Genomic DNA, 23,813 nt, shown 5'->3' with positions numbered 1-23,813 from the left:
CCGCCATTGCGGAACAGCCGCGTGCATGCCCGCGTTTGTCTGTCACGAAGCAAMGATAGTCCGGGGAARTTCATGCGAGACGGCAATAAATTCAGCGTGGCGAACCAGCCKWACCGGTGGCCGAAATATATCATGGCRCAGCGAAGGCCGCGCGACTGGCTGATGACCATCAGCGGCGTGGTGCTGCTGGTCATYGTCGCCGCCGCTGTCGCCATGGGTTATCTCGTCACCAGCCATCCCGGCAAGCCCGAGCCGAATACCGGCATCATCGAGGAAAACGCAGCGGARAACGCCTGATATGCGGCGCAAGATGCGCCGCTTAACTCAGACCCTGAAGATGCCCGCTGAACTGCGCCTCATGCAGGCGGCTGTAATGGCCCTTGGCGGCCAGAAGCTCGGCATGGGCGCCCGTTTCSGCAATACCCGTCTGGTCCACCACAACGATGCGTGACGCATCGCGGATCGTTGCCAGCCGGTGGGCGATGACGAGCGTTGTGCGGCCCTTGGCAAGCTCCGTCAGCGATTGCTGGATGGCCCGCTCGGTTTCGGTATCCAGCGCCGAGGTCGCCTCGTCGAGAATAAGGATAGGCGGGTTCTTGAGGAACATGCGAGCGATGGCAAGACGCTGTTTCTGACCACCGGAAAGTTTCACGCCACGCTCACCGATGACGGTGTCGAGCCCCATCGGCATCGCTTCGATGACGCCATCGAGCCGGGCACGCCGCGCCGCATCCATGATTTCGACATCGGAAGCGCCGAGCCGGCCATATTCGATATTCTCGCGGATCGTGCCGCCAAACAGGAACACATCCTGCTGCACGATTCCGATCTGGTTGCGCAGCGAGGCAAGCTTCATCTTGCGGATATCGATGCCGTCAATGGTGATCGAACCGCTGGTGACATCATAAAAGCGCGGCAGCAGAGAGCAAAGCGTCGTTTTGCCCGCCCCCGAAGGCCCGACGAAGGCCACCGTCTCGCCCGCATTGATCTTCAGGTCAATATTGTCGAGAACCTGCTTGCCCTCGGCATAACCGAAACCGACATGGCGATATTCAATGGCGCCGGAAAGCGCCGGTGCCTCGATCGCATCCGGTGCGTCGATGATATCCGGCGCCGTATCCAGAAGTTCGGTAAAGCGGCGAAAACCGGCAATGCCCTTCGGATAGGTCTCGATGACAGAGTTGATCTTCTCAACCGGCCGGAAAAACACGCCGACCAGAAGCAGGAAGCCAACGAAGCCGCCTTCCGTCAGGCCGCCATGCAGCACGAACCAGGCGCCGCAGATCATCACGATCATCTGCGTCAGCCGCATGCTCATGTAGCTGAGCGAAGTGCTGGCCGCCATGATCTTGTAGGCATCCAGCTTCGTGCGGCGGTATTTCTGGTTGTCCTTCTCAAACAGCGCGCGTTCGTGGTCCTCATTGGCAAAGGCCTGCACCACCCGCATGCCACCGACATTTTCCTCGATACGGGCGTTGAAATCGCCTACCCGACCATAGAGCGCGCGAAAGTTCTGCGTCATTCGGCCACCGTAACGGCTCGTCACCCAGGCGGTGACAGGCACGACGGCGGCGGTGACAAGTGCCAGCGGCACATTGACCGACAGCATCAGCAGGAATGCGCCGATGAAGGTCATGATGGCGATGAACAGATCCTCGGGGCCGTGATGGGCCACCTCGCCGATCTCTTCCAGATCCTTCGTCAGCCGCCCGACCAGATGGCCGGTCTTCTGGTTGTCGAAATAACGGAAGGACAGCTTCTGCAGATGGTCGAAGGCCAGACGCCGCATGTCGGTCTCGATATTGATGCCTAGCATATGTCCCCAATAGGTGACGGTCGCCATCAACCCAGTATTCAGCACATAGATGACGAGCAACCCGACGGAGGCGGCAAGGATGATGCCCCACTCACCGCCCGGCAACAGCACGTCCACAAAGGCCTTCACCGCCATCGGAAAGCCGAGTTCGAGCACGCCCGACAGAACCGCGCAGGAAAAATCGAGAATGAACAGACCGCGATAGGGACGGTAATAGGCGAAGAAACGGCGCAGCATGGCGTGACCTGAAGAGCGGGCGCGGCAAGCGGAGGCCGCAATAAAAACGGAGTTCAATTGTCATATTTCAATGCGCGCGCCAAGACCGATGTTCTATTTTTACCAAAATCGTTCAATAGGCTGAGCGATAAACACACAACGGTAATGTGATACGGCTATATTGCACTTATATGTATTGGTGTGACAGAGTGAATGCACCCTTCGGGGAGAATGCGAGAAAGAGCCTGCCGTGAGTAATATTGACAGCCGTAAGCCCAGTGGCGAACCGAGATGGCTTGGTCCTGCAAGCCCGACGCGGATCGCTCTGATCCCGCCAATATCGGCTGCGCGCTGGCTGCTGGTTCTCGTCGCCCTTGCGGGCATCTACTTCTTCCACGGCTTTCTCGTTCCGGTTCTGGCCGCCCTTGTCATCGGCTTCGCCAGCTGGCCGGTCTATACGCGGCTTCTGCGGCAGGTGGGCGGCAACACCACGCTCGGCGCCTCCATCGCCATCATCCTCATCCTCACCTTCCTCGTGGTGCCGATTTTCATCGCCGCTTCCTATACGGCCAGCGAAATCCGCGAATGGTTCGGCTGGGCGGTGCATGTCAACAAGGTGGGCGCACCCGTGCCAGACTGGATCGCGGCGCTGCCCGGCGTAGGCTCCTGGCTCGGCGAGCAATGGGTGAAATATATCGGCACACCGGGTGCGATCGGCGAAGTGATCCAGCTCGTCAGCGGTGCCAATATCGGCAATATCTACCGGGCGATCCTCGCCGCGGGCAACGGCGCGTTCCACCTCGTGCTGACCCTGCTGTTCATGTTGATTGCGCTGTTCTTTGTCTATCGCAACGGTGCCGGCTTCTCCCATCAGGTCGATCTTGTGGGRGAACGCATCCTGCCGACGCGGTGGGAGCGCATTTCCCGCGTCGTGCCAGCCACCATCAGCTCCACCGTCACCGGCATGACATTGATCGCCATCGGCGAAGGCATAATCCTCGGCATTGCCTACTGGATTGCCGGCGTCCCCTCGCCCGTCACACTCGGCGTGCTCACCGGTGTCATGGCGCTCATCCCGGGCGGCGCGCCGCTCTCTTTCACTCTCGTATCGATCTATCTGGTCGCCAGCGGCTCTCCCGCTTATGGCCTKGGGCTATTCATCTGGGGYTCKGTCGAGCTTTTCATCGTCGACAAGACSATCCGTCCRAAACTCGTCGGCGGCCCGATCAAGCTGCCTTTCCTGCCGACCTTTTTCGGCCTCGTCGGCGGCGTCAAGACCATGGGCTTCCTCGGCCTCTTCATCGGCCCGGTGCTGATGGCGCTGCTGGTGGCAATCTGGCGGGAATGGGTGCGAGAGGTGGAAATCTCCRCTGGCKCCACCGTCGACGTTCCGCCGACCCCTACAGCTGAAAATGACCCGCTCGACGACATCGTTGCGCGTGAAGAGGATAGCAACGAAGCGACGGCGTTCCGAAAAGCAGCGTCTTAAAACTCGTCTTCGTCATGCTCGGGCCCGTCCCTGGCATCTGCAACCCAACGATGTTACCAGACGTCGGCAGATCCCCGGCACGAGGCCGAGGATGACATCGCCAAAGGCGGCATCGAGTGTTCTGCAAAGCGCGCCRATAGCGCCCGCCTCGCCTTTAAAGCGTCTTCTCCATGAACAGGCTGAGCGGGTCCGGCTTATAGGGCGCAAACGCCTCAATCTCGACAAACCCCGCCTTGCGGTAAAGACCGATCGCCTCCGGCTGGCTGATGCCGGTTTCAAGCCGGATGGCGGTAAGCCCTAGCTCGGCGCCGCGCGCAATGAGCGTATCCATGATCAGCTTGCCGATCCGCAATCCCCTCGCCTCCGGATCGACGAACATGCGCTTGACCTCCGCCGTACCGTCACCCGCCTCCACCAGCGCGCCGCAGCCAACGACACGGCCATCATGCCGCGCCACGAAAAAGGAGACATTGTCCTTTTCCAGCTGGCCGATATCGACCAGATGATTGCTTTCGGCGGGATAAAGCGACGCCATATAGACGTTAGACAGATCGATAAGGCGCAGAACCGCTTCCTGCCGGGGTGTTTCAAGCTTGATTTCGGGGGCCAATGCGATGCCTGCTTTCTCTCAAAAAAATGCGTATTTCGTCGTAATGTCACTGCAATCGGGATAGATGAGTTTCTAGAGCATAATTCCCGACAGAGGCAACACACACCATGAAAACAGCCCTCGTTCTCATGACCTTCCTAGGCTGTGACGACACCGCCACCGATTGCCATTACCTCGCCACCTCGCAGCAGCGCTGGACGAGCATCGAACTATGCGACGCCGTGTCGGAGAAAGAGCTGGAACGTTTCGCAAATGCGTCCTACCCGGTCGTGGTGGCCGTGTGCCAGACACCGGGCGAGCAGACRCCCCAGACTGCGGGCAACGCGCCCGCAACGCAGCCTCCCGTCGCCACGGCCCCGGCCGGAACAGAGGAGCCACCGGCACAGGTCACGCAAAAGGAAGAAGAGAGCCTGACAAAACAGGCGATCAGCCGCGTCAGCCGCATCCTGCCTTCCACTGAAGGCGTGAAGCACCTGCTCGGAACGCCGGTCAGAATGGTGGAAAACAGCTATTCGTGGATTGCCAAGCGGTTCGAGAAGTAAGCCTCAGGCCGCCTCGACCGTCAGCGCTTCCGCATAGTGCCGCGCTTTCTGCCGTTCCTCGGCAATGGTCAGTTTACGCACGGCGTGCAAGAGTTCGAAAAGCRTTTCGGAACCATCGACGTTGCGGAAATGCGCAAGCAGTTCGGCCGATACAGAGGCTGCGGCCTGCGACAGATGCGATCGGGCGGCACGGCGCCACATCAGCGTCGCCTCAATGAAGACATCAACCACATCGCCCAAAAGACCGACGGACTGGAACAGCGCCTTCAGCGCGTGCGGCCGTCCGGTCGCCAGAATGGCGCGCACCTTGCGGTCATCGAGACCTGAGAGATTGACCATCGCAGCCGTGAAAAACTCCAGCCTGCCCGAACAGACGGCATGGATGAGAAGCGCCGGTGTCAGTTCCAGCCTTTGCCGCAGATGCTCCACCAGCGCCGGCAACTCCGGCGACGAAACATTGGCGGCGATGAGGATGGTGGCGGAATCTTCCGCTTCGCGGAAAATACTGTCGGCGCGGTTGCGCGCGATCAGGGCATGAACCAGCGCCGAACCTGCCAGGGCCTCGCTGACGCGCGCCATCAGAAGATGGCGGGTATCGGCGGGCAGCACCTCTCGGCACAGTAGCAGGTCGCGAATGTCGGCGTTGCAGCCATGCCGCTCGGCAATGCGGCGCAGCGAAAACGGTGTGATGAAGGCGTCGTCGTTCTCTAGAAGGATCATCGTTTCCGGCAGATCACCGACTTCGGCAAGTGCTGCGCAGACACCGCGCGGCAGGCCCCGCCTTGCCGCAATGAAGGCGCGTGTCAGGCTTTCGCCGCGCCCGGCGAGATCGACCAGATCGGCCTCGCCRAGAACCGGCGAGCGGGCRATCACGGTGCAGGCAATCTCCGGCTGGTCTTCGGCAAGCGAAACGAGAATGGCGCGCGGCGCATCGGGATCATCCGCCAGCGCCTCGGCAAGTGCCAGCCGCACGCGCGGAGAAGGGTCGTCAAGAAGATAGGTCATCGCCATATAGGCGGCGTCACGGTTCTCCCGCGCCATGTCTGAATGCAGATAGGCACGGCCGAGCGCATTGGCGGCCTTCGCCCGCTCGGTCGATCCAGCCTTTTCAGACCAGCGAAGAAATGCCTGTACGATCACCTGAGCCTCGAAACACATTCGCAACAATGGACGACGGCATCATTGCCGCCGCCATGTATAAAACTCTAGGCGCAAATAGTTTACGTTTGGTTCACCATAAAATTTAACAGTTGCCGGCAAAGAAGTTCTACGGCGCAGTAGACGGACGCTTCAACTGAAACACGTCGCTGCCGCCGTCGCAGTAGTCCATGTAACCCATACGGGCCACCGGACGTGCCAGTCCCATATCKATGCGACCATCACGAATKATCGYATCGTCGATGTGAATAGCCATGACCTGCCCTATCACCATCCACGAGTCCGCCGGCGTRCCGTCGATGTCCTTCAGCTGGATGATCTCGGTCACGCGGCATTCCAGAACGGCCAGCGCCTCCCCCACGAAAGGCGCATCCACCACCCGCCCGTCAACGGCAGTCAGACCGGCAAGCCGGAACTCGTCGACATCATAGTTCACCGGCGCAGAAGACGCGTTCATCCGGTCGACGAGGTGGCGGCTGACGAGGTTGGCGGTGAAGACACCGGTCTCCTCGACATTGCGAAGGCTGTCCTTGCGCCCGCTGGAGGAAAACATCACCAGCTTCGGCCGGTCCGAAATCGCGTTGAAAAACGAATAGGGCGACAGGTTGAAAGAGCCGTCCCGGCCTTTAGAACCAATCCAGCCGATCGGCCGGGGCGCGACGATAGCCTTGAACGGATCATGCGGCAGGCCGTGCTGGTTGGTGTCGGTGGTRTAGAACATCAGACRTCCCCAACCCAGGTTACCACATCCGCAAGCTCCGGCCGTGGCCGCTCCACAAGCGGGAATGTCGTTGAGCCGATATGAATATATCCGGCGACCTTCTCGTCTGCGGCAATCCCCAGTTCCGACAGGAAGGCCGGGTCGAAGGCAAGCCATTCCGTCAGCCAGTTCGCCGCAAAACCATTGGCGTTGGCGGCGAAGATGAGATTGAGGCACACCGCACCGGCGGACATGACCTGTTCCCATTCCGGAATCTTGAAATGCGGCTTGGCGGTGCTGATGACGGCGATGACGACGGGAGCGCGCGTGAAGCGGGTGCGCTCCGCGTCCTGCTGCTGCAGGTCCAGTTCCGGGTTCTTCTCAAGCGCGATCCGGAGMGCYTCYTCKCCCAGACGCACGCGGTCGTCGCCGCGATAAACGATGAAGCGCCACGGCGCCAGTTTGCCATGGTCAGGCACGCGCACGGCAAGGCGCAGGATTTCCTCGATTTCCGCTTTCGATGGACCCGGCTCGGCAAGTTGCAGGGCGGGGGTGGAGCGGCGAACCTTGAGATAGTCGAGGAGCTTGATGTCACTTGTCATGATCAAAATTCTTCCATTGTGCTGTCATCGCGAAATTATGGGCCTTGAAATAGCCACGGCATTGGTTTTGAAGTGATGCGGGAAAATCAAGAAGTCAATCGGTATCGAAAATGTCGGCAATCAAAATCGCGGCACGTCTGGCCATTGCGTTCGCCGCGATCGGCGTTTTATCACAGGCAGCCTTTTCGCAAGACGCTTTCAAGGACTTCAAGCAGCTTGGCGGCACGCCTAAAATGCCGAAACTCAATGCTTTCACCGCTCCTACCGCCCCGAATGCCCCCGCAAGCACCGCCCGTGATATCGACATGGAAGCGAAACTGACGAGTGAAGGCGAAGCGGTGAAGGAAGGCCTTTCCTGGCGCGTCTTCAGCCCCATTCCGGGCGCTGACGGCAAGTTGCCGATGCTGGCAAGCTCCGAGGGTGGTTCGGCGCAGTTCCATCTGGTACCCGGCGAATATTTCGTCAACGTTGCCTTCGGGCGCGCAGGTGTTACCAAGAAACTCAATGTTCCGAGCTCCGGTAATGTCCAGAAACAGGTGCTGATTCTCGATGCTGGCGGTTTCGTTCTGAATGCGATCGCGGGTTCCGACAAACAGATCTCCGCTAACCAGCTCAAATTTTCCGTCTATTCCTCCGACGCCCGACCGGATGGCGAGCGCGGCCTTGTCATGGCCGACATCAAGCCCAACACCGTCGTTCGCCTCAATGCMGGYACCTATCATGTCGTTTCCGAATACGGCAACGTCAATGCGGTGGTGCGCGCCGATATTCAGGTGGAGGCAGGCAAGCTGACCGAAGCGACCCTGCAGCATCAGGCGGCACAGATCACGCTCAAACTCGTCTCCGAACAGGGCGGCGAAGCCATTGCCGATACGGCCTGGTCGGTGCTGAACGGCGGCGGCGACGTTGTGAACGAAAGCGTCAGCGCATTTTCGACCATGGTTCTGGCGGAAGGCGAATATACCGCCATGGCACGCAACAAGGACAAGGTCTACCAGCGCAACTTCAAGGTCACGTCCGGCCGGGACGCCGATGTGGAAGTGCTGATGAAGGATCAGGCGCCGGAAGACATGACCGGCGATTTCGAATAGGCCGCACTTCCCTCAGCCAGTAACGAAAACGGCCCCCGAAGGGGCCGTTGTTTTTTGTCACGCAACCTGCTTCTTCGCCGCAAGCTTGCGCTTCACATCCGGCGGCGTCGCCTCTTCCACGAGGCTTGTAATCGCATCTTCGAGCGACATCGGCGTCTGGTTCTGGGAACCGAGACGGCGGATGTTGACAGTGCGCTCTTCCGCTTCCTTTCGACCGCAGACGATGATGACCGGCACCTTGGTCACCGAGTGCTCGCGGACCTTGTAGTTGATCTTCTCGTTGCGGAAGTCGGTTTCGACAGCCATACCCGCCTCGCGCAGTGCTTCGGCAACCTCGCGGCCATAATCGTCCGCATCCGAGGTGATCGTCGCGACCACGACCTGAAGCGGCGCGAACCACAACGGCATGTGACCGGCAAAGTTCTCGATCAGGATACCAAGGAAGCGCTCCATCGAGCCGCAGATGGCGCGATGGATCATCACCGGCTGCGTCTTTTCGGAGTTCTGATCGATATAGAAGGCGCCGAAACGTTCCGGCAGGTTGAAGTCCACCTGAGTCGTGCCGCACTGCCATTCACGACCGATGGCATCCTTCAGCGTATATTCGAACTTTGGCCCGTAGAAAGCGCCCTCGCCCGGCAGAATGCYGGTCTTGATGCGGCCGCCGGACTGTTCCTCGATGGTCTTCAGAACCTCCATCATGACGCTTTCGGCACGGTCCCAGAGATCGTCGGAACCGACGCGCTTTTCCGGACGGGTCGAAAGCTTGACGACGATCTCGCTGAAACCGAAATCCTCATAGACCGAGAGGATCAGGTCGTTGATGCGCAGGCATTCCGCCGCCATCTGCTCTTCCGTGCAGAAGACATGCGCATCGTCCTGCGTGAAGCCGCGAACGCGCATCAGGCCATGCAGTGCACCTGAAGCCTCGTAGCGATGGACATTACCAAATTCAGCAAGGCGAACGGGCATTTCGCGGTAAGACTTCAAGCCATGCTTGAAGATCTGCACGTGGCCGGGGCAATTCATCGGCTTCAAGGCAAAGACGCGCTGGTCCGCATCCTCGTCATCGGGATGGGTAAAGGCATGGGCGGATTTCACCGCGAACATGTTTTCCTGATACCAACCCCAGTGACCGGAGGTTTCCCACAACGACTTGTCCAGCACCTGCGGCGCGTTGACTTCCTGATAGGTATTGGCAAGTCGACGGCGCATATAGGCCGTCAGCGTCTGGAACATGCGCCAGCCCTTGCCGTGCCAGAAGACCACGCCCGGACCTTCTTCCTGGAAATGGAACAGGTCCATTTCCCGGCCAAGACGGCGGTGGTCACGCTTTTCGGCTTCGGCCAGAACGTGCAGGTAATTGTCCAGCTCTTCCTGGGTCGCCCAGGCGGTGCCGTAGATGCGCGACAGCATCGCATTGTTGCTGTCACCACGCCAATAGGCGCCGGCTACCTTCATCAGCTTGAAGGCCGTACCGACCTGACCCGTGGACGCCATATGCGGGCCGCGGCAAAGATCGAACCAGTCGCCCTGATAATAGATCTTCAGGTCCTGACCTTCGGGAATGGCATCGACCAGCTCGACCTTGTAGTTTTCGCCCTTTGCGGCAAACACTTCCTTGGCCTTCTCGCGCGACCAGACTTCGCGGGTAAACGGCTTGTTGCGCTGAATGATCTCCTTCATCCGCTTTTCGATCTTCGGCAGATCTTCGGGCGTGAAAGGTTCGTTCTTGGCAAAGTCGTAATAGAAGCCGTTCTCGATGACAGGGCCGATCGTCACCTGCGTGCCGGGCCACAACTCCTGCACGGCCTCGGCCATGACGTGGGCGGCATCGTGGCGGATGAGTTCCAGCGCGCGGCTGTCCTCACGCGTGACGATTTCTATCTTGCCATCGGTGATTGCCTCGGACAAATCGCGCACGGTGCCATCAAGCGCAATGGCGACAGCCTTCTTCGCAAGCGATTTGGAGATGGATTCGGCGACCTCGCGGCCGGTCGTGCCGGCGGGATAGCTGCGTACGGACCCATCGGGAAATGTAAGGGAAACGGTTTGTGACATCGTCGAATGCTCCTGATCCAGTCCCGCCAACGAATGCGGGTGGTGTTGGAATAAAAAAGAACGCCCTCTTTCGCAGATGGGCAGGCAGGCTGATAAAGAATTTTCCGGTTCCAGTCAAAGGTGAACGGCGGCTCAGCGAAGCATTTCGGCAATTCCATTGACGGTGTTGGCGTTGCGGGTCGTGCCGATGCCGAGCTTCTTCGTGGTCAGCGCAGAGAGAAGCCGGCTTTCGCTTGGCTTGCCGCAAAAGTCGATCCACAGGTCACCGCCGACAATGGCGATCTTTTCCTTCTGGCGGTACTTCTCCAAGATTCCAAGATAATCCCCGGCAAGCGGCTTGCGCATCACCCTTACGCAGACATCCGGTGGATTGCCATCCGGAAACGGGTTTGTGGCAGTCAGGGCAAGCCAATCAGGCGCTGAGCGAACGAGAATATCGACGTGTTTGCCGAACCGTTTTTCAAAGGCGCGCTCCAGCGCCTCCTCGATTTCGCAGACAGGCGCCTCCGGTGCACGGAAGACCAGATTTCCGGTCGCAACCAGCGTCCTGCATTCCTCAAAGCCCAGCTCCTGCGCCATTTCACGCAGATCGGCCATGATGAGCCGCGTGCCCGCCCCGAGCACGATGCTGTGCAGAAGAGCGACATAGGTCATCGATGCAGCATCCARTAYCGCCAGGGCGTCCACCAGTGCTTGTCAGCGGCCAGCGTTTCCGGCACGGGGTCCAGCCCGCTGGTGCCGCCCGGACCGCAACGCGCGACRCGAAACAGCGTCATCCAACCGCCCGGCCAAAGTCCGTGGCGGGCGATCGCCTCATASCCATATTCGGAACAGGTAGGAATGTGGCGGCAGGAATTGCCGACGAAACCCGACAAAGTCAGCTGATAGAGCCGGATGAAGCCAACGCCGAAAAGACGGCCTGGGGTCTTCGCAAAGACTCCCCCCCAGTTGCGGGATCGCCCGACCTTCTCCCCTGTCTTCTGATGTCCGCAGTCCGGTTCACCGCACATCGCCTAACCCGCAGCGTTCAGAACCGGCCGGGCTTCGATCTGGTCGAGAGCATCGACCACCGCTTCGAAGGTCAGCATGGTCGAGGCGTGGCGTGCCTTGAAATCCCGGACGGGTGAAAGCACCCGCATATCCTCGAAACGGCCTGTCGGCCCCTCGCCGCCCTGTTTCAGCATGGCAAGCATGTCTTCCCGCGCCTGCCGGATCTCACCGCTGGAAGCGCCGACGACATGATGCGCCATGATGGAGGCGGATGCCTGGCCGAGCGCGCACGCGCGAACCTCATGTGAAAAAGCCGTGACGATGCCGCCTTCCACCTTCAGATAGACCTTGAGTTTGGAGCCGCACAGCCGCGAGTGTTTTTCAGCGCTGGCATCGGCATCATCAAGCACGCCGGTCAGCGGAATATTTCCGGCAAATTCCAGAATTCGGTTGTTGTAGATATCGTCCATCATCAGGTATCCGGCGTTCAAGAATGCCCAAAAACGGGACAGGATATTTTTTTCAAACACAGCGTTTGTCGCAGTGGAGCTTTCCTGCCCTTCATTCCCATTATATGCTAACGAGCTTTCTGGACATCAAGCCGATATGAAATTAACGGCTCCGATACCGAAATATCAGCATCGGCCTTGCCAAAATGCTGTAAAACAACCAGATAGCAGCAACGGTGGACGAAGTCCCCGCTACGAAAAACAAAGTTCAGGTGCGGCCTTGACCCGCATCGGGAGAGACGGAATGGATGCGATCGTGAAGAATTTCCCCGGCGCTGGCGCAAAACCCGATGTGGCAGAGGCTCGCCCAAGCCAGACGGAAGCGGAAGAAGCAGTGCGCGTTCTTCTGCGCTGGGCAGGAGAAAATCCCGCCCGCGAAGGACTCCTGGACACGCCGAAGCGCGTTGCCAAGGCCTATCGCGAACTCTTCGCCGGTTAYGAGCTGAACGTCCAGGACGTTCTCGGCACGACCTTCGAGGAAGTTGGCGGTTATGACGATGTGGTGCTGGTGCGCGACATCCCCTTCTTCTCCCATTGCGAACACCACATGGTTCCGATCGTCGGCAAGGCGCATGTCGCCTATCTTCCGGCCGGGCGCGTGCTCGGCCTGTCGAAGATCGCCCGCGTCGTCGAAATCTTTGGCCGCCGCCTGCAGACACAGGAAAACATGACCGCGCAGATCGCAAGATCCATCGAGGAAACTCTGAAGCCGCGCGGCGTGGCCGTCATGATAGACGCCGAACATATGTGCATGTCCATGCGCGGCGTAAACAAGCAGGGGTCCACGACCCTCACCACCAGCTTCACCGGCACCTTCAAGAACGACCCGGCAGAGCAGGTGCGCTTCATGACCATGGTGCGGAACCGCTAACGGTTCCGCTTTTTCCCCGGGGTAGCAATGTCCATTTCGTTTCCGTCCGCGCCTGCGGACAAGGAAGTGCTTGAAAATTCAGGTCTCTTCTCACCGAAATTCGATGCCCACGGCCTTGTCACCGCCGTGGTCACCGATGCGCGTGATGGTGAATTGCTTATGGTCGCCCATATGAATGCGCAAGCCCTGTCGYTGACGCTGGAAACGGGCATCGCCCACTATTACAGCCGCTCGCGCGACAAGATCTGGAAAAAGGGCGAAACCTCCGGCAACCTGCAGACGGTGAAGGAATTCCGCACCGATTGCGATCAGGACGCCGTATGGCTGAAGGTCTCCGTCGCCGGTCATGACGCAACCTGCCATACCGGCCGCCGCTCCTGCTTCTACCGCACGGTCGAGTTGGCCGATGGCAATGCCGTCACCAGAATCACCGACGATACCCGCCATTTCGACCCGGCGACTACCTATTCAGGCACGTGAACGGCCACCTTCCATCCGCCGCACCAATTTGCTACCAATAATTCAGGATTCGGGGAGGAACAGACCGGGTCCTGGGAGCAGGCAGGGAGTGTACGGTCATGTTGGGCTGGGGAAGCAATCGTCAYAATGCTCTTGCGGCTGGCAACACCGAAACAATCGTCAACGAGATCGTTGATACTCGCCGGATTGCGCTTGCGCTCGGCGGTGGYGCTGCGCGCGGCTGGGCMCATATCGGCGTCCTGAGGGCACTAGACGAAGCCGGTGTAAAAATCGGCATGATTGCCGGAACCTCGATCGGCGCGCTGGTCGGCGGTTGTTATCTCGCCGGAAAGCTTGACGAGCTGGAGGAATTTGCCCGTTCGCTGACGATGCGGCGCATTGCCGGCCTGCTCGATCTGACGATYGGCGGCGGCGGTCTCTTCGGCGGCATGCGGCTGACCAAGCGCATGCAGGAGCATCTCGAAGGCTTGCGCGTCGAAAACCTCGAGCACCCTTTCATCGCCGTCGCCACGGAATTGCGCACCGGCCACGAGGTCTGGATTCACCAGGGCGACCTCGTCACCGCACTGCGCTCATCCTATGCGTTGCCCGGCATTTTCGAGCCAGTGCAATGCAACGGCCGCACCCTGATCGACGGCGCTCTCGTCAACCCCGTACCGGTTTCGGTCTGCAGGGCCTATGAGCAGGCGCTCGTCGTCGCCGTCAATCTCAATTACGATCTGTTCGGCCGCTCTGCCGTGGTCAAACATTCCTCTTCGCCCCCTAATGGCGCAGCACCTTCCCTGGAAGGTCCGCCGCGCCCCGGCCTGCCTGGCGTCATGGTGCAGGCCTTCAATATCATTCAGGACCGGATTTCGCGCTCGCGTCTGGCGGGCGACCCGCCCGACCTCATGCTGCATCCCCGTATCAACGATATCGGCCTGTCGGAATTCCATCGCGCCAGCGAAGCCATCGACAGGGGATACGAGGAAACACGCGCCCGCGTTCCCGAGCTGGAGCGCATGCAGCAGGCGTTCCGACGCTAACCTACACTACAAATATTCGTGCTGAGCATTCCAGCTTGCGGTATCCGCAACCTCCTAGGCCGTCATTCCTGCGCGTGTCACAGGAATGACGKAGTCGTTTCGAAATGACTATTGCGGACGCGCCGGAAACGGAACCTCATCCGGCGATATAGGCCTTGATATGTTCGGCTTCCGCCTCGATCTCGCCGATCCGCGCCTTTACCACGTCACCGATGGAGATGATGCCGGCAAGACGACCGTCGTCCTCAACCGGAATATGGCGGAACCGCCCTCCGGTCATGATTTCCATCAATTCGTCGGTGGTGGAATTGTGATGACAGCGGATGACGTTCTTCGTCATGGCCACCGAAACGGATTGCAGAAGGGAGGCAGCGCCCTCGCCTGCCACGACCTTCACCAGATCGCGTTCCGTGAAAATACCGAGAACGACGCCGTCGGCATCGGTCACGACGAGTGCACCGATCTTGTGCGCATTCAGCGTTGCTGCCGCCTCGCCGATGCTTACGCTCGGWCCCACAGTCACGACATTCCGGCCCTTGCGGTCGAGAAGATCTTTTACGAATGTTGCCATGCCTTCCTCCTCCTGTCAGCAATCTGCAACGCGGCGAAGTCTCTCCGCGGTTGCAAATCATGGAACATGGTGCGCTGAGGCCTATGCGAATGCAATCCCGGATGGGACCTGCACAAGCAAATTTGCGCCACGGCCGACAAGGAGCGTGATCGCSCTAKACCGGGTGTTCCACACTYYCACYGGAAAGGTTCCCGCGGATCGGGCGATCGAACAGGCCGAAGAACAGGAAGCCGAGSAGAAAGCCGAAGACATGCGCATCCCAGGCGACTTCACCGCCGACATCGCCAAACAGCGGCACACCGACCGCGATCAGGACATTGCCGAAAAGCCACATCAGCGTGAAGATCAGCACGGTCCTGTTCGAAAGCGCCGCGACAATGCTCTGCCTCGGCATCAGATGGCCGAAAGAGGCGCTGTAGCCRCCGCGYGACGGGAAAGCGAAACGGCAYGCGGCTCCCATCAGSGCCGAAACGACACCAGATGCTCCGATCAGAACCGTCACATCGCCCCAGTTCAGCGCCGCGTGGCCAAAAGCTGAAACGGCGGCGGATATGCACCATAACAGTACGAAGCGAAGCGTTCCGATCCGGCGCAGAACCGGTGCGCCAAAGGCCATCAACCACAATCCGTTAAAAAGAATATGCTCGATGCCGCCGTGCAGAAAAGAATATGTCACCGGCGTCCAGAGCCATTCCAGCCCCTGCTGGGATAATGGCACCGCGTAACGCAGCGGAATGAAGCCGAAGGTGAAGATGAACCAGCCGTTGCCATCCTCCGAAAGAAGATAGGCCGGAACCACAAAGGCCAAGAGCAGCGCCGCCAATATGCCGACCAGAAGCGGCGGCAGGTTGAAGACGGGATTATGTGCGTCCTCTTTCAGTTCCTGACTTTCCGAAACCGGCGGCTGTTCGCCGTCGCCGTTGGACATGATTCCATCCCTGTTTTTGTGGAAATTTGCGTCTCCCGAGCAATATAGGAAGCCCGGGCGAAAAAAAAGCCGTCCTGCCTTTCGGGCCACGACGCAAAAACCGCAATCGGTTCAAGCGCCTGTACCCAGGGGCAGTCCGGCCTGCGCGCCCGCCGTAAAGTTACGGGCGAAAGCATCAATTGTGCTGACTGGGAGCATGTCCCCGACATGGCCGCAGCGATGCCACGACCTTGGTCGTCGCGCAATCTCAACCATTTGTTAACCTTAATAAAATCGGTTGGCATGAAATTCGCTACACCACAAGTAACAGACGTTCGGATGGACATGATGTCCCAAAAACGAACATGGAGAACGATGCTATGAAGAGCATGGCCGGACTGGAGATATATGCCTATTGGGACACGCTGCGCGGCAATAAACCTGCGCCCCGCCGAGAAGACTTCGATCCCGCAAAGCTGAAACATCATCTCGGCGACCTCTTCATCCTGACGGACAAGGGAGAAAGGACGCCATTCTTCCGCCTTGCAGGCACGCACCTGTGCGACCTGTTCGGCCGGGAATTGCGCGACAGCCCGTTCTCGGATCTGTGGCCGGCGGCAAGTGCCACCTTCCCCTGCCGCGTCGCACGCGGCATCCTGCAACATCAATTGCCCGTGGTGTTCGATATCGAAGCGGAGGACGACCATGGCGCGGCGCCGCTTGCTTTCGAAATGCTGCTCTTGCCACTAAGTTCGGATAATGACACAGCCCCGAGATTGCTCGGAGCGCTGCTGCCGGAGCGGCCCCGTCACGAATTCGCAGCACCGATCAGTTGCCTCGTCATGAAAAGCAGCCGCCTGCTACGCATGGATATCGCGCCGACAACGTATTCTACGAATGCGCGAACCGCTGTGATGCCGCATGCGGTAACCCGCTGACTGCCGCATCCCACCCCGCATGGTGAGGGTGGATCGCGTATGATCGCGCCGGAATTTCGTACGAAATACGTCAAAGCTGTAACGATTTTGACGATTGCAAAAATTGTAAGGGTTAAACAATACAGTCTGTTAACCCGGGCGGCGTAGAGATTTGTCATCATCACTGGTTACAATTGCGCTGCCATGTTCTCATCACGTTCGGTCAACACTGCCCAAACCCTGCGTCCGGTTGAAGAGGTTCACTTCGACGATCCCGTCCGTGTGTCCTTCACYGGYCGCCTCATGTTGCCCGATCACCAGGAATATGATTGCACCGCAACCGAGATGACCGCCGAAAGAGCGCTGTTCGCCTGCTCGGGCATTGCGCGCAACGGTGATCGCGTCATCTCCTATCTCCAGCATATCGGTCGCATCGAAGGAACGGTTACGGCGCTTACCGCGTCGGGCTTCGTCATTGCCATCAATGCGCCCGAACGCAAGCGAGAAAAGCTGGCCGCCCAGCTCGCATGGATCGCCAAGCGCCAGCTGCTCGGCCTGCCGGAAGACCGCCGCCACGACCGCCTGACACCACGCAATACCCGGGCACATCTGATGCTGGAAGAYGGCGTGCTTCTCGCCTGCCGGCTGATCGACCTTTCCTTGTCGGGCGCAGCCATCGAGATCGAAAACCGGCCTCCACTCGGCACCAGGGTCCAGCTTGGCAAGAACATGAGCGGCAAGATCGTACGCCACTTCATGGAAGGCGTTGCGGTCGAATTCGACCGGGTCCAGTCGCCCGACGCCCTGATCGAATTTCTCTAGGTCATTTCCCGTAATACCGTGGAGCGGTATGTCCGTGCGGCAAGTGCGGCATTCGCCAGATCTTGTCACGGCTATCGCTTTCCGGCGCTCCGGCCGTGAGCCGGAATACAGCCAGCCCAGGTCTTTTGGCCGAAAAAGCTTTAACCGTCACGCAGGCGCACATCGATCCGATTCCGGCTCAAGGCCAGAATGATGGGAGCAGACTGCTTTCGTCTACAAAAATGCCGCTCGTGCCTTTGCGCTGACAGTTTAAAATACTGCTTTCCCGCACTTTGGATTCCGTTGAAGCTGACTTCCGTGCTATCCGGTCAGAGTGCCCGGCGCGCTCCATTTCGCGTTAGTTCTCGCGCAAAACCGCACTGGAAAATCCCGCTCCAGGCATTTTTTCCAAGAAAAAAACAGTTTTCTTCAAGTTTTTTTCGCTGCCTTTTTGCCCTGTCCCGACTTGAAACACCAATCCCAAAACGGGAAATCCGCGTCTTCGATACGCTCCGCGGCCTGACTACCCAGCATCGCAAAAATATCTCTGTGCCGAAAATCGCTTTCAATACAGCGACCTAAATGGCTACCAAAAACCTAAGGTCGAGATGCGTAAAATTGTAATAAAATTTGCTTCAAACACGCGTAAAAACTAACTCGAATACAGTTCAAAACAAGCGCTAATTTGCTGAAATATAAGCTCAAATTGACACGCGCATCTTTCCGCGGGGTCAAAATATACATGCGAGTGTCTCCTCAACACGGGGAGACAAGCAATGAACAAAAACAACCGTTTCGGTTTCTTTCTGATCGCATTCATCGTCAGCGCCATCGCCCATCAGGCCAGCGCTTCGCCATCCGCCGCCATGCGCGTGATCGGCAAGGCCAACCCGCCGATCGGCCACTACGAGTTCTGCCAGACCTATCAGAGCGAATGCCAGCCGACATCGCTGGATAACGGCCCGATGAAACTGACCGAAGAGCGCTGGAAGACGATGCTGGACGTCAACTATACCGCCAACACCACGATCACGCCGATGACCGACATGGAAATCTACGGCGTCGAAGAGCGCTGGGCCTACCCCACCACGGTCGGCGATTGCGAAGATTTCGTGCTTCTGAAGCGCAAAATGCTGATGAACAAGGGCTTCTCCGCCAACAACCTGCTGATCACGGTTGTTCTGCAGCCGAATGGCGAAGGCCATGCAGTTCTGACCGTTCGCACCGATCGCGGTGATTTCGTCCTCGACAACATGCGCAACAAGGTCATGAACTGGTCGGAGACCGAATATACCTACCTGAAGCGTCAGGACACCGCCAATCCCGGACGCTGGGTGAAAATACAGGATGGCCGCGCCACCACTGCGGTTGGCGGCATCAACTGAAGCCACCCAAACCCAMGCAAATACCGTCTCCCCAAATGAAAAAGCCGGCTCCGCGAAGGAAGCCGGCTTTTTCATTTCAATCACATYCATTGACGATCAGAGCAGRCCTAGYTCGGCYAGTTCCCGCTTGAGGTCGGAGGGCATCTCCTCGCCGCCGAAATCACCGCCGCCGAGATCGCGTGGGGCCTCGTTGTCCTTGAGGTAGCGCCAGCCCTGAAACGGCCGCTTCGGCGCAGGCGACGTCTCGATCACCTCGGGGCCGAGAATGAGATCGCAGCGGGTAATGCCGTCGTCGCCCTTGAAAGAACGTATGTCGAGAAGTTTCTGCCGTGCCTGCACCTGGCCTTTGATGACCCAATAGAGCGAACCGCCTTCCAGCAATTCKTCAAGCCGTTTCGGGATCATCCGCGTGGTGTGGACGCTGTGCGGCTCAAGGCCAGCKGCGATCGCGGTCAGCGAGCGATGCGCGACCCAGTCTCTCAAGTCCTGGAGTGAATCCGCGCCGACGCAAAGTTTTATAAGATGTAGAGGCATATGCTTATCAATGCCTTTTTGCGTCGGGCGTCAAGCATGTGGACCATGCTTGACGCCCTGCCCGCTCAGCATTCCACAACGTTCACGGCAAGACCGCCGGTGGAAGTTTCCTTGTACTTGTCGCTCATGTCGTTGCCGGTCTGGCGCATGGTTTCGATACAGGCATCGAGCGGCACGAAATGCTGGCCGTCACCCTTCAGCGCCAGGGAAGCCGCCGTTACCGCCTTCACCGCACCCAGCGCATTGCGCTCGATGCAGGGCACCTGCACCAGACCGGCGATCGGGTCGCAGGTCATGCCGAGGTGATGCTCGAGCGCGATTTCGGCGGCATTCTCCACCTGTTCTGGCGAACCGCCCATGACGGCGGCAAGGCCTGCGGCCGCCATGGCGGCAGCGGACCCAACCTCGCCCTGACAGCCGACCTCGGCACCTGAAATAGATGCATTATGCTTGATGATGCCGCCGATCGCGGCGGCCGTCAGCAGGAAATCGCGAACATCGTCAACGGTCGCATCCTCGTGGAAATGCCGGAAATACCGGACCGTGGCCGGAACGACGCCCGCAGCACCGTTGGTCGGCGCTGTCACCACGCGCCCGCCCGCAGCATTTTCCTCGTTCACGGCCATGGCATAGACGCTCAACCAGTCATTCGCCATGACAGGATTGAGCCGGTTGCTGCGCCATTCCTCATTCAGCTTCTCGTAGATGGAGCGGGCACGGCGGCGCACCTTCAGGCCACCCGGCATTATGCCGTCCACCTTCAGCCCGCGCTCGATGCAGCCGTTCATCGCCTCCCAGATCTGGTCGAGGCGCTCGTTCAGCTCGTCGCGGGAGATTACCGTTTCTTCGTTTGCGCGCTTCATCTGGGCGATGGTGCGGCCGGAGCGGCCCGCCATCTCAAGCATTTCCCGCGCCGTGGCGAACGGATAAGGCACGCGCGGACCATTATCGATGGTCTTGCCGCGCTGCTTGATCGCTTCCAGTTCCGTATCGGTCACGACGAAACCGCCGCCGACGGAATAATAGATGCGCTTGAGAAGCAGCCTGCCCTGATTGTCGAAGGCGGAAAAGGTCATGCCGTTGGCATGGCCGGGCAGCGGGTTCTTCTTGTCGAAGACCAGATCCTCGGCTGGGTTGAACTCATAGGAGGGGTGGCCGGGTGGCGACACGGTACCGGCCTTTTCAACCTTTTCGATGATCGGGTCCATGGCGTCGGGGTCGACGAGATCCGGCCGCTCGCCCGTCAGGCCGAGGATGACCGCACGGCCGGTGCCGTGGCCAATGCCGGTAAAGGCAAGCGAACCGTGAAGTCTGACCTTCAGGCGCGACACGGAAGCACCCGCCGGACGCGGCCATTCATCACCGAGGATCAGCGCAAGAAAGCGGTTCGCCGCCGTCATCGGCCCCATCGTATGCGAGCTGGAAGGACCGATACCGATCTTGAAGACGTCGAAGACCGAAAGAAACATGAGGCTTACCTTGAATAAGAATGGATTCCACCGCCATCATATCCAAAGCCGCGACGGATCGCCACAAAAGAGCGGCACCGGCTTTTGCAGCTGCGACATACAGGCCGCAGAAACGAAAACAGCACGGTTTCCAGAGGAAACCGCGCCGTTTCAAAACCCGTCATTCATGAGAAGTGCTTATGGGCTGCCAAAAATGTACGTCAATGCGAGAAATGCGGCAAAGCCTGCAAGCGCGCGCAAGGTGACGGCCCAACAGGATTTCTGAGCGGTTTCTTCCATGATTACTCCAGCTATTCACTCTCCGGGCGATCTTCAAGACCGGGCCCGTTGGGGGAAGCATTTATTAAAATCCGGCGCAGAACGCAAATGCAAAAAGCGGCTAAATGAAGGCGTTTTTGACGGGCTGCCATTCGTCAGTTGCATAGGTGTGTGAAAAAACAAGGCTTTAGATCGAGGCTTTCGGGTTACCCCTTTTTGCTGTTCGCCTCAATTTGAACCAAAGTGTAACTGGTTTATCAAGGTTTCGCACAAACGCCTGTTGAAGCCAGCGGCAATCGGCATTCCAGAGTTGAATTTCGGTGTTCGGACTGTTGTGCCTTGAAAGCCTTTCGGCTCTGCCTTATCGACAGAAAACGGCAACGGGATTCGTCATTACATGCAGCAGGCATCATCTTTTCCGGACCGCGAGACGGTCGCATCGAAACTTGCCTCGCTTGCAAGCGAGGACAAGGCGTGGGTGCTGCTTTTGATGGAAAACGTGTTGCAGGATGAAAACCTGCTGGCCGGCCTCAATCTCTATCTCGATCAACAGGCCAATGCCCGCTTCCTCAACAGTCTGAAACTGGAGACATCAGGCGAATGGCTGGGCTGTAACGCCCCTGCCCGCCTGCAGATACGCATCACCGAAGCGGCCAAGGCCAGCCAGCACCCTGCCTATCTGGCCTTCCGCAAGGGACTGACGGCATCGGCAGGCCTCGAAAAAGCCTACCCCAAGGCGCCGATCTGACTTAGTCAGGCACCCTGTCGACGACAGCGATAATCGGCCCCATGGCAAACAGGGAATCGCGCCTTTTCATCGCGGGAATGTCGACACTGGAAATCGTCCCGTCGAGATACAGCGCGTTTGGCGCATCCAGCGCATCCCTGAACAACGTCGCGAAGTCGTAAAAACGCACGGTGTTTTCCGAAATCGCGAAATGCACCATGCCATCGCGCGACACGCCGACGCCGTTGCGGCGTTTCAGGCTGTCGCTATCGGGCAGAAATCGCGGATGCAGCTTTCCATCGATCACCAGCATCGGGCCGGACTGGGTGGCAAAATCCGGCTTCAAGCCGGCAGAGACATAGCCCTGCGTTTCCAGAACGCCCGCCATTGCACCCTTTAGATAAAACACGCCATTCGGCAGAAGATGGAAATTGCCCCACCCGCCGCCGGTAATAATCGGCGAACGTTCGACGCCGTTTTCGACAAAAAGGCCAACGGGGGAATAGTCGGAATGATACATGCCGCCATTCATGGCGAAGACGCTGAACATGTGCTGCCGCCACAGGGCGGAGGAGAGATCGGAGAAGGAGCGATATCCCTCACCCGAGACATGATCGCGGTCGTAAATCCGGATCATGCTTTTCGCAGGATCGAAACTGCAGACGATGTAACGTCCGCCCGCATGCTCCATGGTTTTGCAGAAATCCGCCTGTCCGCCCGCCTTAGCCGAAAACGGCAAAAGCAATGGCAGCAGCAAGCTAATCAGTCTTTTCGTCACCAGTCTTTTCATCAGCGCCCGCTCATGCCCTCTCGCCCCATCTTAGTACGGCGCGATTCTTACACATGAACTGTGACGGTGAAATCAGGTCAAAGAAAAGGCGTCCCCTTCATTCAGGGAAACGCCAGACCTTGGAGGGGAGAGACTTAGCGACGCGCGGCGCGGTCTACGCTACGACCTGCGTCCTGCGTGGCGTCCACTGCATTTGCCGTATCCCGGCCAACGCCGCGAATGGTATTACCGCAGGAACTCAAGGTCACGACGGTCAACAAAGCCACGAAAACTGTCGAAAGAATACGTGTGATCATTTGAAATAACTCCCCTATGACTTGCCGTCCAAAGGCAAGCGCCGATGTGATATGCGTCACAATAACGTGAGCATTGGAAATCGGTTCCACCGGCGTTTGAAAAAATCCCGTCGGTGAAAATTAACATGGTTTTKAACTTCGCGAGGGAAACTCGGGCGCAGGGATCATGATCGGGAAAATCGTGTGGGTGACATGACTGAGATAAACAATCGGCTACTGGTGATGACGGCGGGGGGGCTGAACCCCAATGTCATGATCAATGCGCTGGCCGCCCGGTTTCCGGATATCCATGTCATCGTGGAGCAGGCGGAAAGCAAATCGGCCATTCTGAAAAGACGGGCGCGGCGGCTTGGCTGGATGACAGCCGCAGGCCAGATGGCGACGATGATCGCCTCCCGGCTCGGCAAACGCTTCACTGTTCGGCGCACAAATGAGATCATTGCCGAACATGGCCTCTCTGCCGATCTCGGCCAGGCAGTTCCTGTTACACACGTGGCCTCCCTGAACGACGAAGAGTGCCACAAGGCCATCAACACCTTGCAACCGGCGGCGATCTTCACCATTTCCTGCCGCCTTCTGACACCGGCAACCCTTCAAGCTCTGCGCTGCCCGGTCATCAATTTCCACGCCGGCATCAATCCCGCCTATCGCGGCCAGATGGGCGGTTATTGGGCGCTGGTGGAAAAGGACCGGGGTAATTTCGGTGCGACCGTGCATCTGGTCGACAAGGGCGTGGATACCGGCGCAACCCTTTACGAAAAGCGGCTGAAGCCCTCGCCTTCCGATACCATAGCCACCTACCCCCTGCTTCTGACCGCCGCCTCGGTCGATATTGCGGTCAGCGCTATCGAGGACGCCCTTTCCGGCAGCCTTGCGCCGCAACCGCCCTTGCCTGGCAAATCGGTGCTGCGGTTTCCGCCGACGATCTGGACATGGCTGTGGAACGGCCTCACCAAACGTGTCTGGTGAGAACAACCAGCCATTGCCGCTAGCCAAAC

At 58.8% G+C, this 23,813-nt stretch carries 28 protein-coding genes; 13 read left to right on the top strand and 15 right to left on the bottom strand.

The window, feature by feature from the left end; all coding sequences use genetic code 11:
- Positions 1–72 precede the first annotated feature (72 nt).
- The gene (locus AB4Z23_RS11600; protein WP_441360136.1) at positions 73–297 is read left to right on the top strand and encodes a hypothetical protein; all 225 of its coding nucleotides are present in this window, start codon (positions 73–75) and stop codon (positions 295–297) included.
- A gap of 22 nt (positions 298–319) precedes the next feature.
- Here the strand turns inward: AB4Z23_RS11600 and AB4Z23_RS11595 are convergent, their stop codons facing one another.
- Complete coding sequence (locus AB4Z23_RS11595) at positions 320–2,053, bottom strand: ABC transporter ATP-binding protein (protein ID WP_035252137.1); 1,734 nt, start codon at positions 2,051–2,053, stop codon at positions 320–322.
- Between the two features lie 229 nt (positions 2,054–2,282).
- On the opposite strand from AB4Z23_RS11595, the gene AB4Z23_RS11590 reads away from it, so the two are divergent.
- A complete protein-coding gene (locus AB4Z23_RS11590; RefSeq protein ID WP_441360135.1) occupies positions 2,283–3,521 on the top strand; it encodes an AI-2E family transporter in 1,239 nt (412 codons plus the stop codon).
- Positions 3,522–3,675: 154 nt separating this feature from the next.
- Here AB4Z23_RS11590 and AB4Z23_RS11585 read toward each other — a convergent pair whose 3' ends face one another.
- Positions 3,676–4,131 (bottom strand): GNAT family N-acetyltransferase, encoded by a 456-nt coding sequence (locus tag AB4Z23_RS11585; protein ID WP_025593662.1) that lies wholly within the window; start codon positions 4,129–4,131, stop codon positions 3,676–3,678.
- 107 nt (positions 4,132–4,238) lie between these two features.
- Here AB4Z23_RS11585 and AB4Z23_RS11580 point away from each other — a divergent pair, with 107 nt between their 5' ends.
- Positions 4,239–4,673 (top strand): hypothetical protein, encoded by a 435-nt coding sequence (locus tag AB4Z23_RS11580; RefSeq protein WP_019566139.1) that lies wholly within the window; start codon positions 4,239–4,241, stop codon positions 4,671–4,673.
- Between the two features lie 3 nt (positions 4,674–4,676).
- Here the strand turns inward: AB4Z23_RS11580 and AB4Z23_RS11575 are convergent, their stop codons facing one another.
- From AB4Z23_RS11575 to AB4Z23_RS11565, 3 genes are all read right to left on the bottom strand, one after another.
- Positions 4,677–5,831 carry a DUF2336 domain-containing protein gene (locus AB4Z23_RS11575; protein ID WP_441360134.1) on the bottom strand — a complete coding sequence of 385 codons (1,155 nt, stop codon included), beginning with the start codon at positions 5,829–5,831 and terminating at the stop codon, positions 4,677–4,679.
- A 109-nt stretch (positions 5,832–5,940) separates the two neighbouring features.
- On the bottom strand, positions 5,941–6,552 hold the full coding sequence (locus AB4Z23_RS11570) for a flavin reductase family protein (RefSeq protein ID WP_441360133.1): 612 nt from the start codon (positions 6,550–6,552) through the stop codon (positions 5,941–5,943).
- Complete coding sequence (locus AB4Z23_RS11565; RefSeq protein WP_421476592.1) at positions 6,552–7,133, bottom strand: nitroreductase family protein; 582 nt, start codon at positions 7,131–7,133, stop codon at positions 6,552–6,554. Before AB4Z23_RS11565 ends, AB4Z23_RS11570 begins: the two co-directional genes overlap by 1 nt.
- Positions 7,134–7,243: 110 nt before the next feature.
- Between AB4Z23_RS11565 and AB4Z23_RS11560 the strand changes: the two genes are divergently transcribed.
- Complete coding sequence (locus AB4Z23_RS11560) at positions 7,244–8,224, top strand: hypothetical protein (RefSeq protein WP_003515664.1); 981 nt, start codon at positions 7,244–7,246, stop codon at positions 8,222–8,224.
- Positions 8,225–8,281: 57 nt separating this feature from the next.
- On the opposite strand, the gene thrS is transcribed toward AB4Z23_RS11560, so the two are convergent.
- The 4 genes from thrS to AB4Z23_RS11540 all read right to left on the bottom strand — a co-directional run bounded on the left by thrS (position 8,282) and on the right by AB4Z23_RS11540 (position 11,745).
- Entirely contained in the window at positions 8,282–10,285 is a 2,004-nt protein-coding gene (gene thrS, locus AB4Z23_RS11555) for a threonine--tRNA ligase (RefSeq protein WP_441360132.1), read from the bottom strand.
- Between the two features lie 132 nt (positions 10,286–10,417).
- A complete protein-coding gene (locus tag AB4Z23_RS11550) occupies positions 10,418–10,939 on the bottom strand; it encodes a DUF1697 domain-containing protein (protein WP_038491276.1) in 522 nt (173 codons plus the stop codon).
- On the bottom strand, positions 10,936–11,295 hold the full coding sequence (gene yidD / locus AB4Z23_RS11545) for a membrane protein insertion efficiency factor YidD (RefSeq protein WP_013636304.1): 360 nt from the start codon (positions 11,293–11,295) through the stop codon (positions 10,936–10,938). The genes AB4Z23_RS11550 and yidD overlap by 4 nt, the downstream gene beginning before the upstream one ends.
- 3 nt (positions 11,296–11,298) lie before the next feature.
- Positions 11,299–11,745: an iron-sulfur cluster assembly scaffold protein gene (locus tag AB4Z23_RS11540; RefSeq protein ID WP_025593674.1), complete on the bottom strand. Its 447-nt coding sequence runs from the start codon at positions 11,743–11,745 to the stop codon at positions 11,299–11,301.
- A 283-nt stretch (positions 11,746–12,028) separates the two neighbouring features.
- On the opposite strand from AB4Z23_RS11540, the gene folE reads away from it, so the two are divergent.
- The 3 genes from folE to AB4Z23_RS11525 all read left to right on the top strand — a co-directional run bounded on the left by folE (position 12,029) and on the right by AB4Z23_RS11525 (position 14,160).
- Complete coding sequence (gene folE, locus AB4Z23_RS11535) at positions 12,029–12,655, top strand: GTP cyclohydrolase I FolE (RefSeq protein ID WP_003515674.1); 627 nt, start codon at positions 12,029–12,031, stop codon at positions 12,653–12,655.
- A gap of 27 nt (positions 12,656–12,682) precedes the next feature.
- Positions 12,683–13,135, top strand: coding sequence for a phosphoribosyl-AMP cyclohydrolase (hisI, locus tag AB4Z23_RS11530; protein WP_013636306.1), 453 nt, complete (start codon positions 12,683–12,685; stop codon positions 13,133–13,135).
- Positions 13,136–13,233: 98 nt separating this feature from the next.
- On the top strand, positions 13,234–14,160 hold the full coding sequence (locus AB4Z23_RS11525) for a patatin-like phospholipase family protein (protein ID WP_038491283.1): 927 nt from the start codon (positions 13,234–13,236) through the stop codon (positions 14,158–14,160).
- Positions 14,161–14,296: 136 nt separating this feature from the next.
- On the opposite strand, the gene AB4Z23_RS11520 is transcribed toward AB4Z23_RS11525, so the two are convergent.
- Together AB4Z23_RS11520 and AB4Z23_RS11515 are read right to left on the bottom strand one after the other, a co-directional pair.
- On the bottom strand, positions 14,297–14,731 hold the full coding sequence (locus AB4Z23_RS11520) for a CBS domain-containing protein (RefSeq protein ID WP_003515681.1): 435 nt from the start codon (positions 14,729–14,731) through the stop codon (positions 14,297–14,299).
- A 154-nt stretch (positions 14,732–14,885) separates the two neighbouring features.
- Entirely contained in the window at positions 14,886–15,659 is a 774-nt protein-coding gene (locus AB4Z23_RS11515; RefSeq protein WP_441360131.1) for a rhomboid family intramembrane serine protease, read from the bottom strand.
- A gap of 359 nt (positions 15,660–16,018) precedes the next feature.
- Between AB4Z23_RS11515 and AB4Z23_RS11510 the strand changes: the two genes are divergently transcribed.
- The 3 genes from AB4Z23_RS11510 to AB4Z23_RS11500 all read left to right on the top strand — a co-directional run bounded on the left by AB4Z23_RS11510 (position 16,019) and on the right by AB4Z23_RS11500 (position 18,741).
- Positions 16,019–16,576 carry a PAS domain-containing protein gene (locus AB4Z23_RS11510; RefSeq protein ID WP_013636309.1) on the top strand — a complete coding sequence of 186 codons (558 nt, stop codon included), beginning with the start codon at positions 16,019–16,021 and terminating at the stop codon, positions 16,574–16,576.
- Positions 16,577–16,759: 183 nt separating this feature from the next.
- On the top strand, positions 16,760–17,377 hold the full coding sequence (locus AB4Z23_RS11505) for a PilZ domain-containing protein (protein WP_003515693.1): 618 nt from the start codon (positions 16,760–16,762) through the stop codon (positions 17,375–17,377).
- A gap of 755 nt (positions 17,378–18,132) precedes the next feature.
- The gene (locus AB4Z23_RS11500; RefSeq protein ID WP_019566128.1) at positions 18,133–18,741 is read left to right on the top strand and encodes a transglutaminase-like cysteine peptidase; all 609 of its coding nucleotides are present in this window, start codon (positions 18,133–18,135) and stop codon (positions 18,739–18,741) included.
- Between the two features lie 96 nt (positions 18,742–18,837).
- Here AB4Z23_RS11500 and AB4Z23_RS11495 read toward each other — a convergent pair whose 3' ends face one another.
- Both AB4Z23_RS11495 and AB4Z23_RS11490 read right to left on the bottom strand, forming a co-directional pair.
- The gene (locus AB4Z23_RS11495) at positions 18,838–19,275 is read right to left on the bottom strand and encodes a DUF1489 family protein (RefSeq protein ID WP_441360130.1); all 438 of its coding nucleotides are present in this window, start codon (positions 19,273–19,275) and stop codon (positions 18,838–18,840) included.
- A gap of 65 nt (positions 19,276–19,340) precedes the next feature.
- Complete coding sequence (locus tag AB4Z23_RS11490; protein WP_441360129.1) at positions 19,341–20,744, bottom strand: L-serine ammonia-lyase; 1,404 nt, start codon at positions 20,742–20,744, stop codon at positions 19,341–19,343.
- Between AB4Z23_RS11490 and AB4Z23_RS11485 the strand changes: the two genes are divergently transcribed.
- Together AB4Z23_RS11485 and AB4Z23_RS11480 are read left to right on the top strand one after the other, a co-directional pair.
- Positions 20,743–21,009, top strand: coding sequence for a hypothetical protein (locus AB4Z23_RS11485; protein WP_019566127.1), 267 nt, complete (start codon positions 20,743–20,745; stop codon positions 21,007–21,009). The genes AB4Z23_RS11490 and AB4Z23_RS11485 overlap by 2 nt on opposite strands.
- Positions 21,010–21,399: 390 nt before the next feature.
- On the top strand, positions 21,400–21,750 hold the full coding sequence (locus AB4Z23_RS11480; RefSeq protein WP_003515702.1) for a hypothetical protein: 351 nt from the start codon (positions 21,400–21,402) through the stop codon (positions 21,748–21,750).
- 1 nt (position 21,751) lies between these two features.
- Here the strand turns inward: AB4Z23_RS11480 and AB4Z23_RS11475 are convergent, their stop codons facing one another.
- Together AB4Z23_RS11475 and AB4Z23_RS11470 are read right to left on the bottom strand one after the other, a co-directional pair.
- Positions 21,752–22,519 carry a phosphodiester glycosidase family protein gene (locus AB4Z23_RS11475; RefSeq protein ID WP_149910043.1) on the bottom strand — a complete coding sequence of 256 codons (768 nt, stop codon included), beginning with the start codon at positions 22,517–22,519 and terminating at the stop codon, positions 21,752–21,754.
- Positions 22,520–22,653: 134 nt separating this feature from the next.
- A complete protein-coding gene (locus AB4Z23_RS11470) occupies positions 22,654–22,815 on the bottom strand; it encodes an entericidin A/B family lipoprotein (RefSeq protein ID WP_003515706.1) in 162 nt (53 codons plus the stop codon).
- Between the two features lie 192 nt (positions 22,816–23,007).
- On the opposite strand from AB4Z23_RS11470, the gene AB4Z23_RS11465 reads away from it, so the two are divergent.
- Positions 23,008–23,784, top strand: a complete 777-nt coding sequence (locus AB4Z23_RS11465; RefSeq protein WP_065687284.1) for a formyl transferase — start codon at positions 23,008–23,010, stop codon at positions 23,782–23,784.
- The last annotated feature ends 29 nt before the right edge of the window (positions 23,785–23,813 follow it).

This window comes from Agrobacterium sp. MCAB5 (assembly GCF_052114365.1).
In the GTDB taxonomy this organism is placed as follows: Bacteria; Pseudomonadota; Alphaproteobacteria; order Rhizobiales; family Rhizobiaceae; genus Agrobacterium; species Agrobacterium tumefaciens.
This window is presented reverse-complemented; position numbering and strand designations above follow the sequence as displayed.

Excerpts from the sequence above, each read along its gene's own strand:
- AB4Z23_RS11550 (WP_038491276.1), bottom strand. The coding sequence starts at position 10,939 with ATGACCTATGTCGCTCTTCTGCACAGCATCGTGCTCGGGGCGGGCACG.
- AB4Z23_RS11540 (WP_025593674.1), bottom strand. The coding sequence starts at position 11,745 with ATGGACGATATCTACAACAACCGAATTCTGGAATTTGCCGGAAATATT.
- AB4Z23_RS11510 (WP_013636309.1), top strand. The coding sequence starts at position 16,019 with ATGAAGAGCATGGCCGGACTGGAGATATATGCCTATTGGGACACGCTG.
- AB4Z23_RS11500 (WP_019566128.1), top strand. The coding sequence starts at position 18,133 with ATGAACAAAAACAACCGTTTCGGTTTCTTTCTGATCGCATTCATCGTC.
- AB4Z23_RS11485 (WP_019566127.1), top strand. The coding sequence starts at position 20,743 with ATGAGGCTTACCTTGAATAAGAATGGATTCCACCGCCATCATATCCAA.
- AB4Z23_RS11490 (WP_441360129.1), bottom strand. The coding sequence starts at position 20,744 with ATGTTTCTTTCGGTCTTCGACGTCTTCAAGATCGGTATCGGTCCTTCC.
- AB4Z23_RS11480 (WP_003515702.1), top strand. The coding sequence starts at position 21,400 with ATGCAGCAGGCATCATCTTTTCCGGACCGCGAGACGGTCGCATCGAAA.
- AB4Z23_RS11475 (WP_149910043.1), bottom strand. The coding sequence starts at position 22,519 with ATGAAAAGACTGGTGACGAAAAGACTGATTAGCTTGCTGCTGCCATTG.
- AB4Z23_RS11470 (WP_003515706.1), bottom strand. The coding sequence starts at position 22,815 with ATGATCACACGTATTCTTTCGACAGTTTTCGTGGCTTTGTTGACCGTC.
- AB4Z23_RS11465 (WP_065687284.1), top strand. The coding sequence starts at position 23,008 with ATGACTGAGATAAACAATCGGCTACTGGTGATGACGGCGGGGGGGCTG.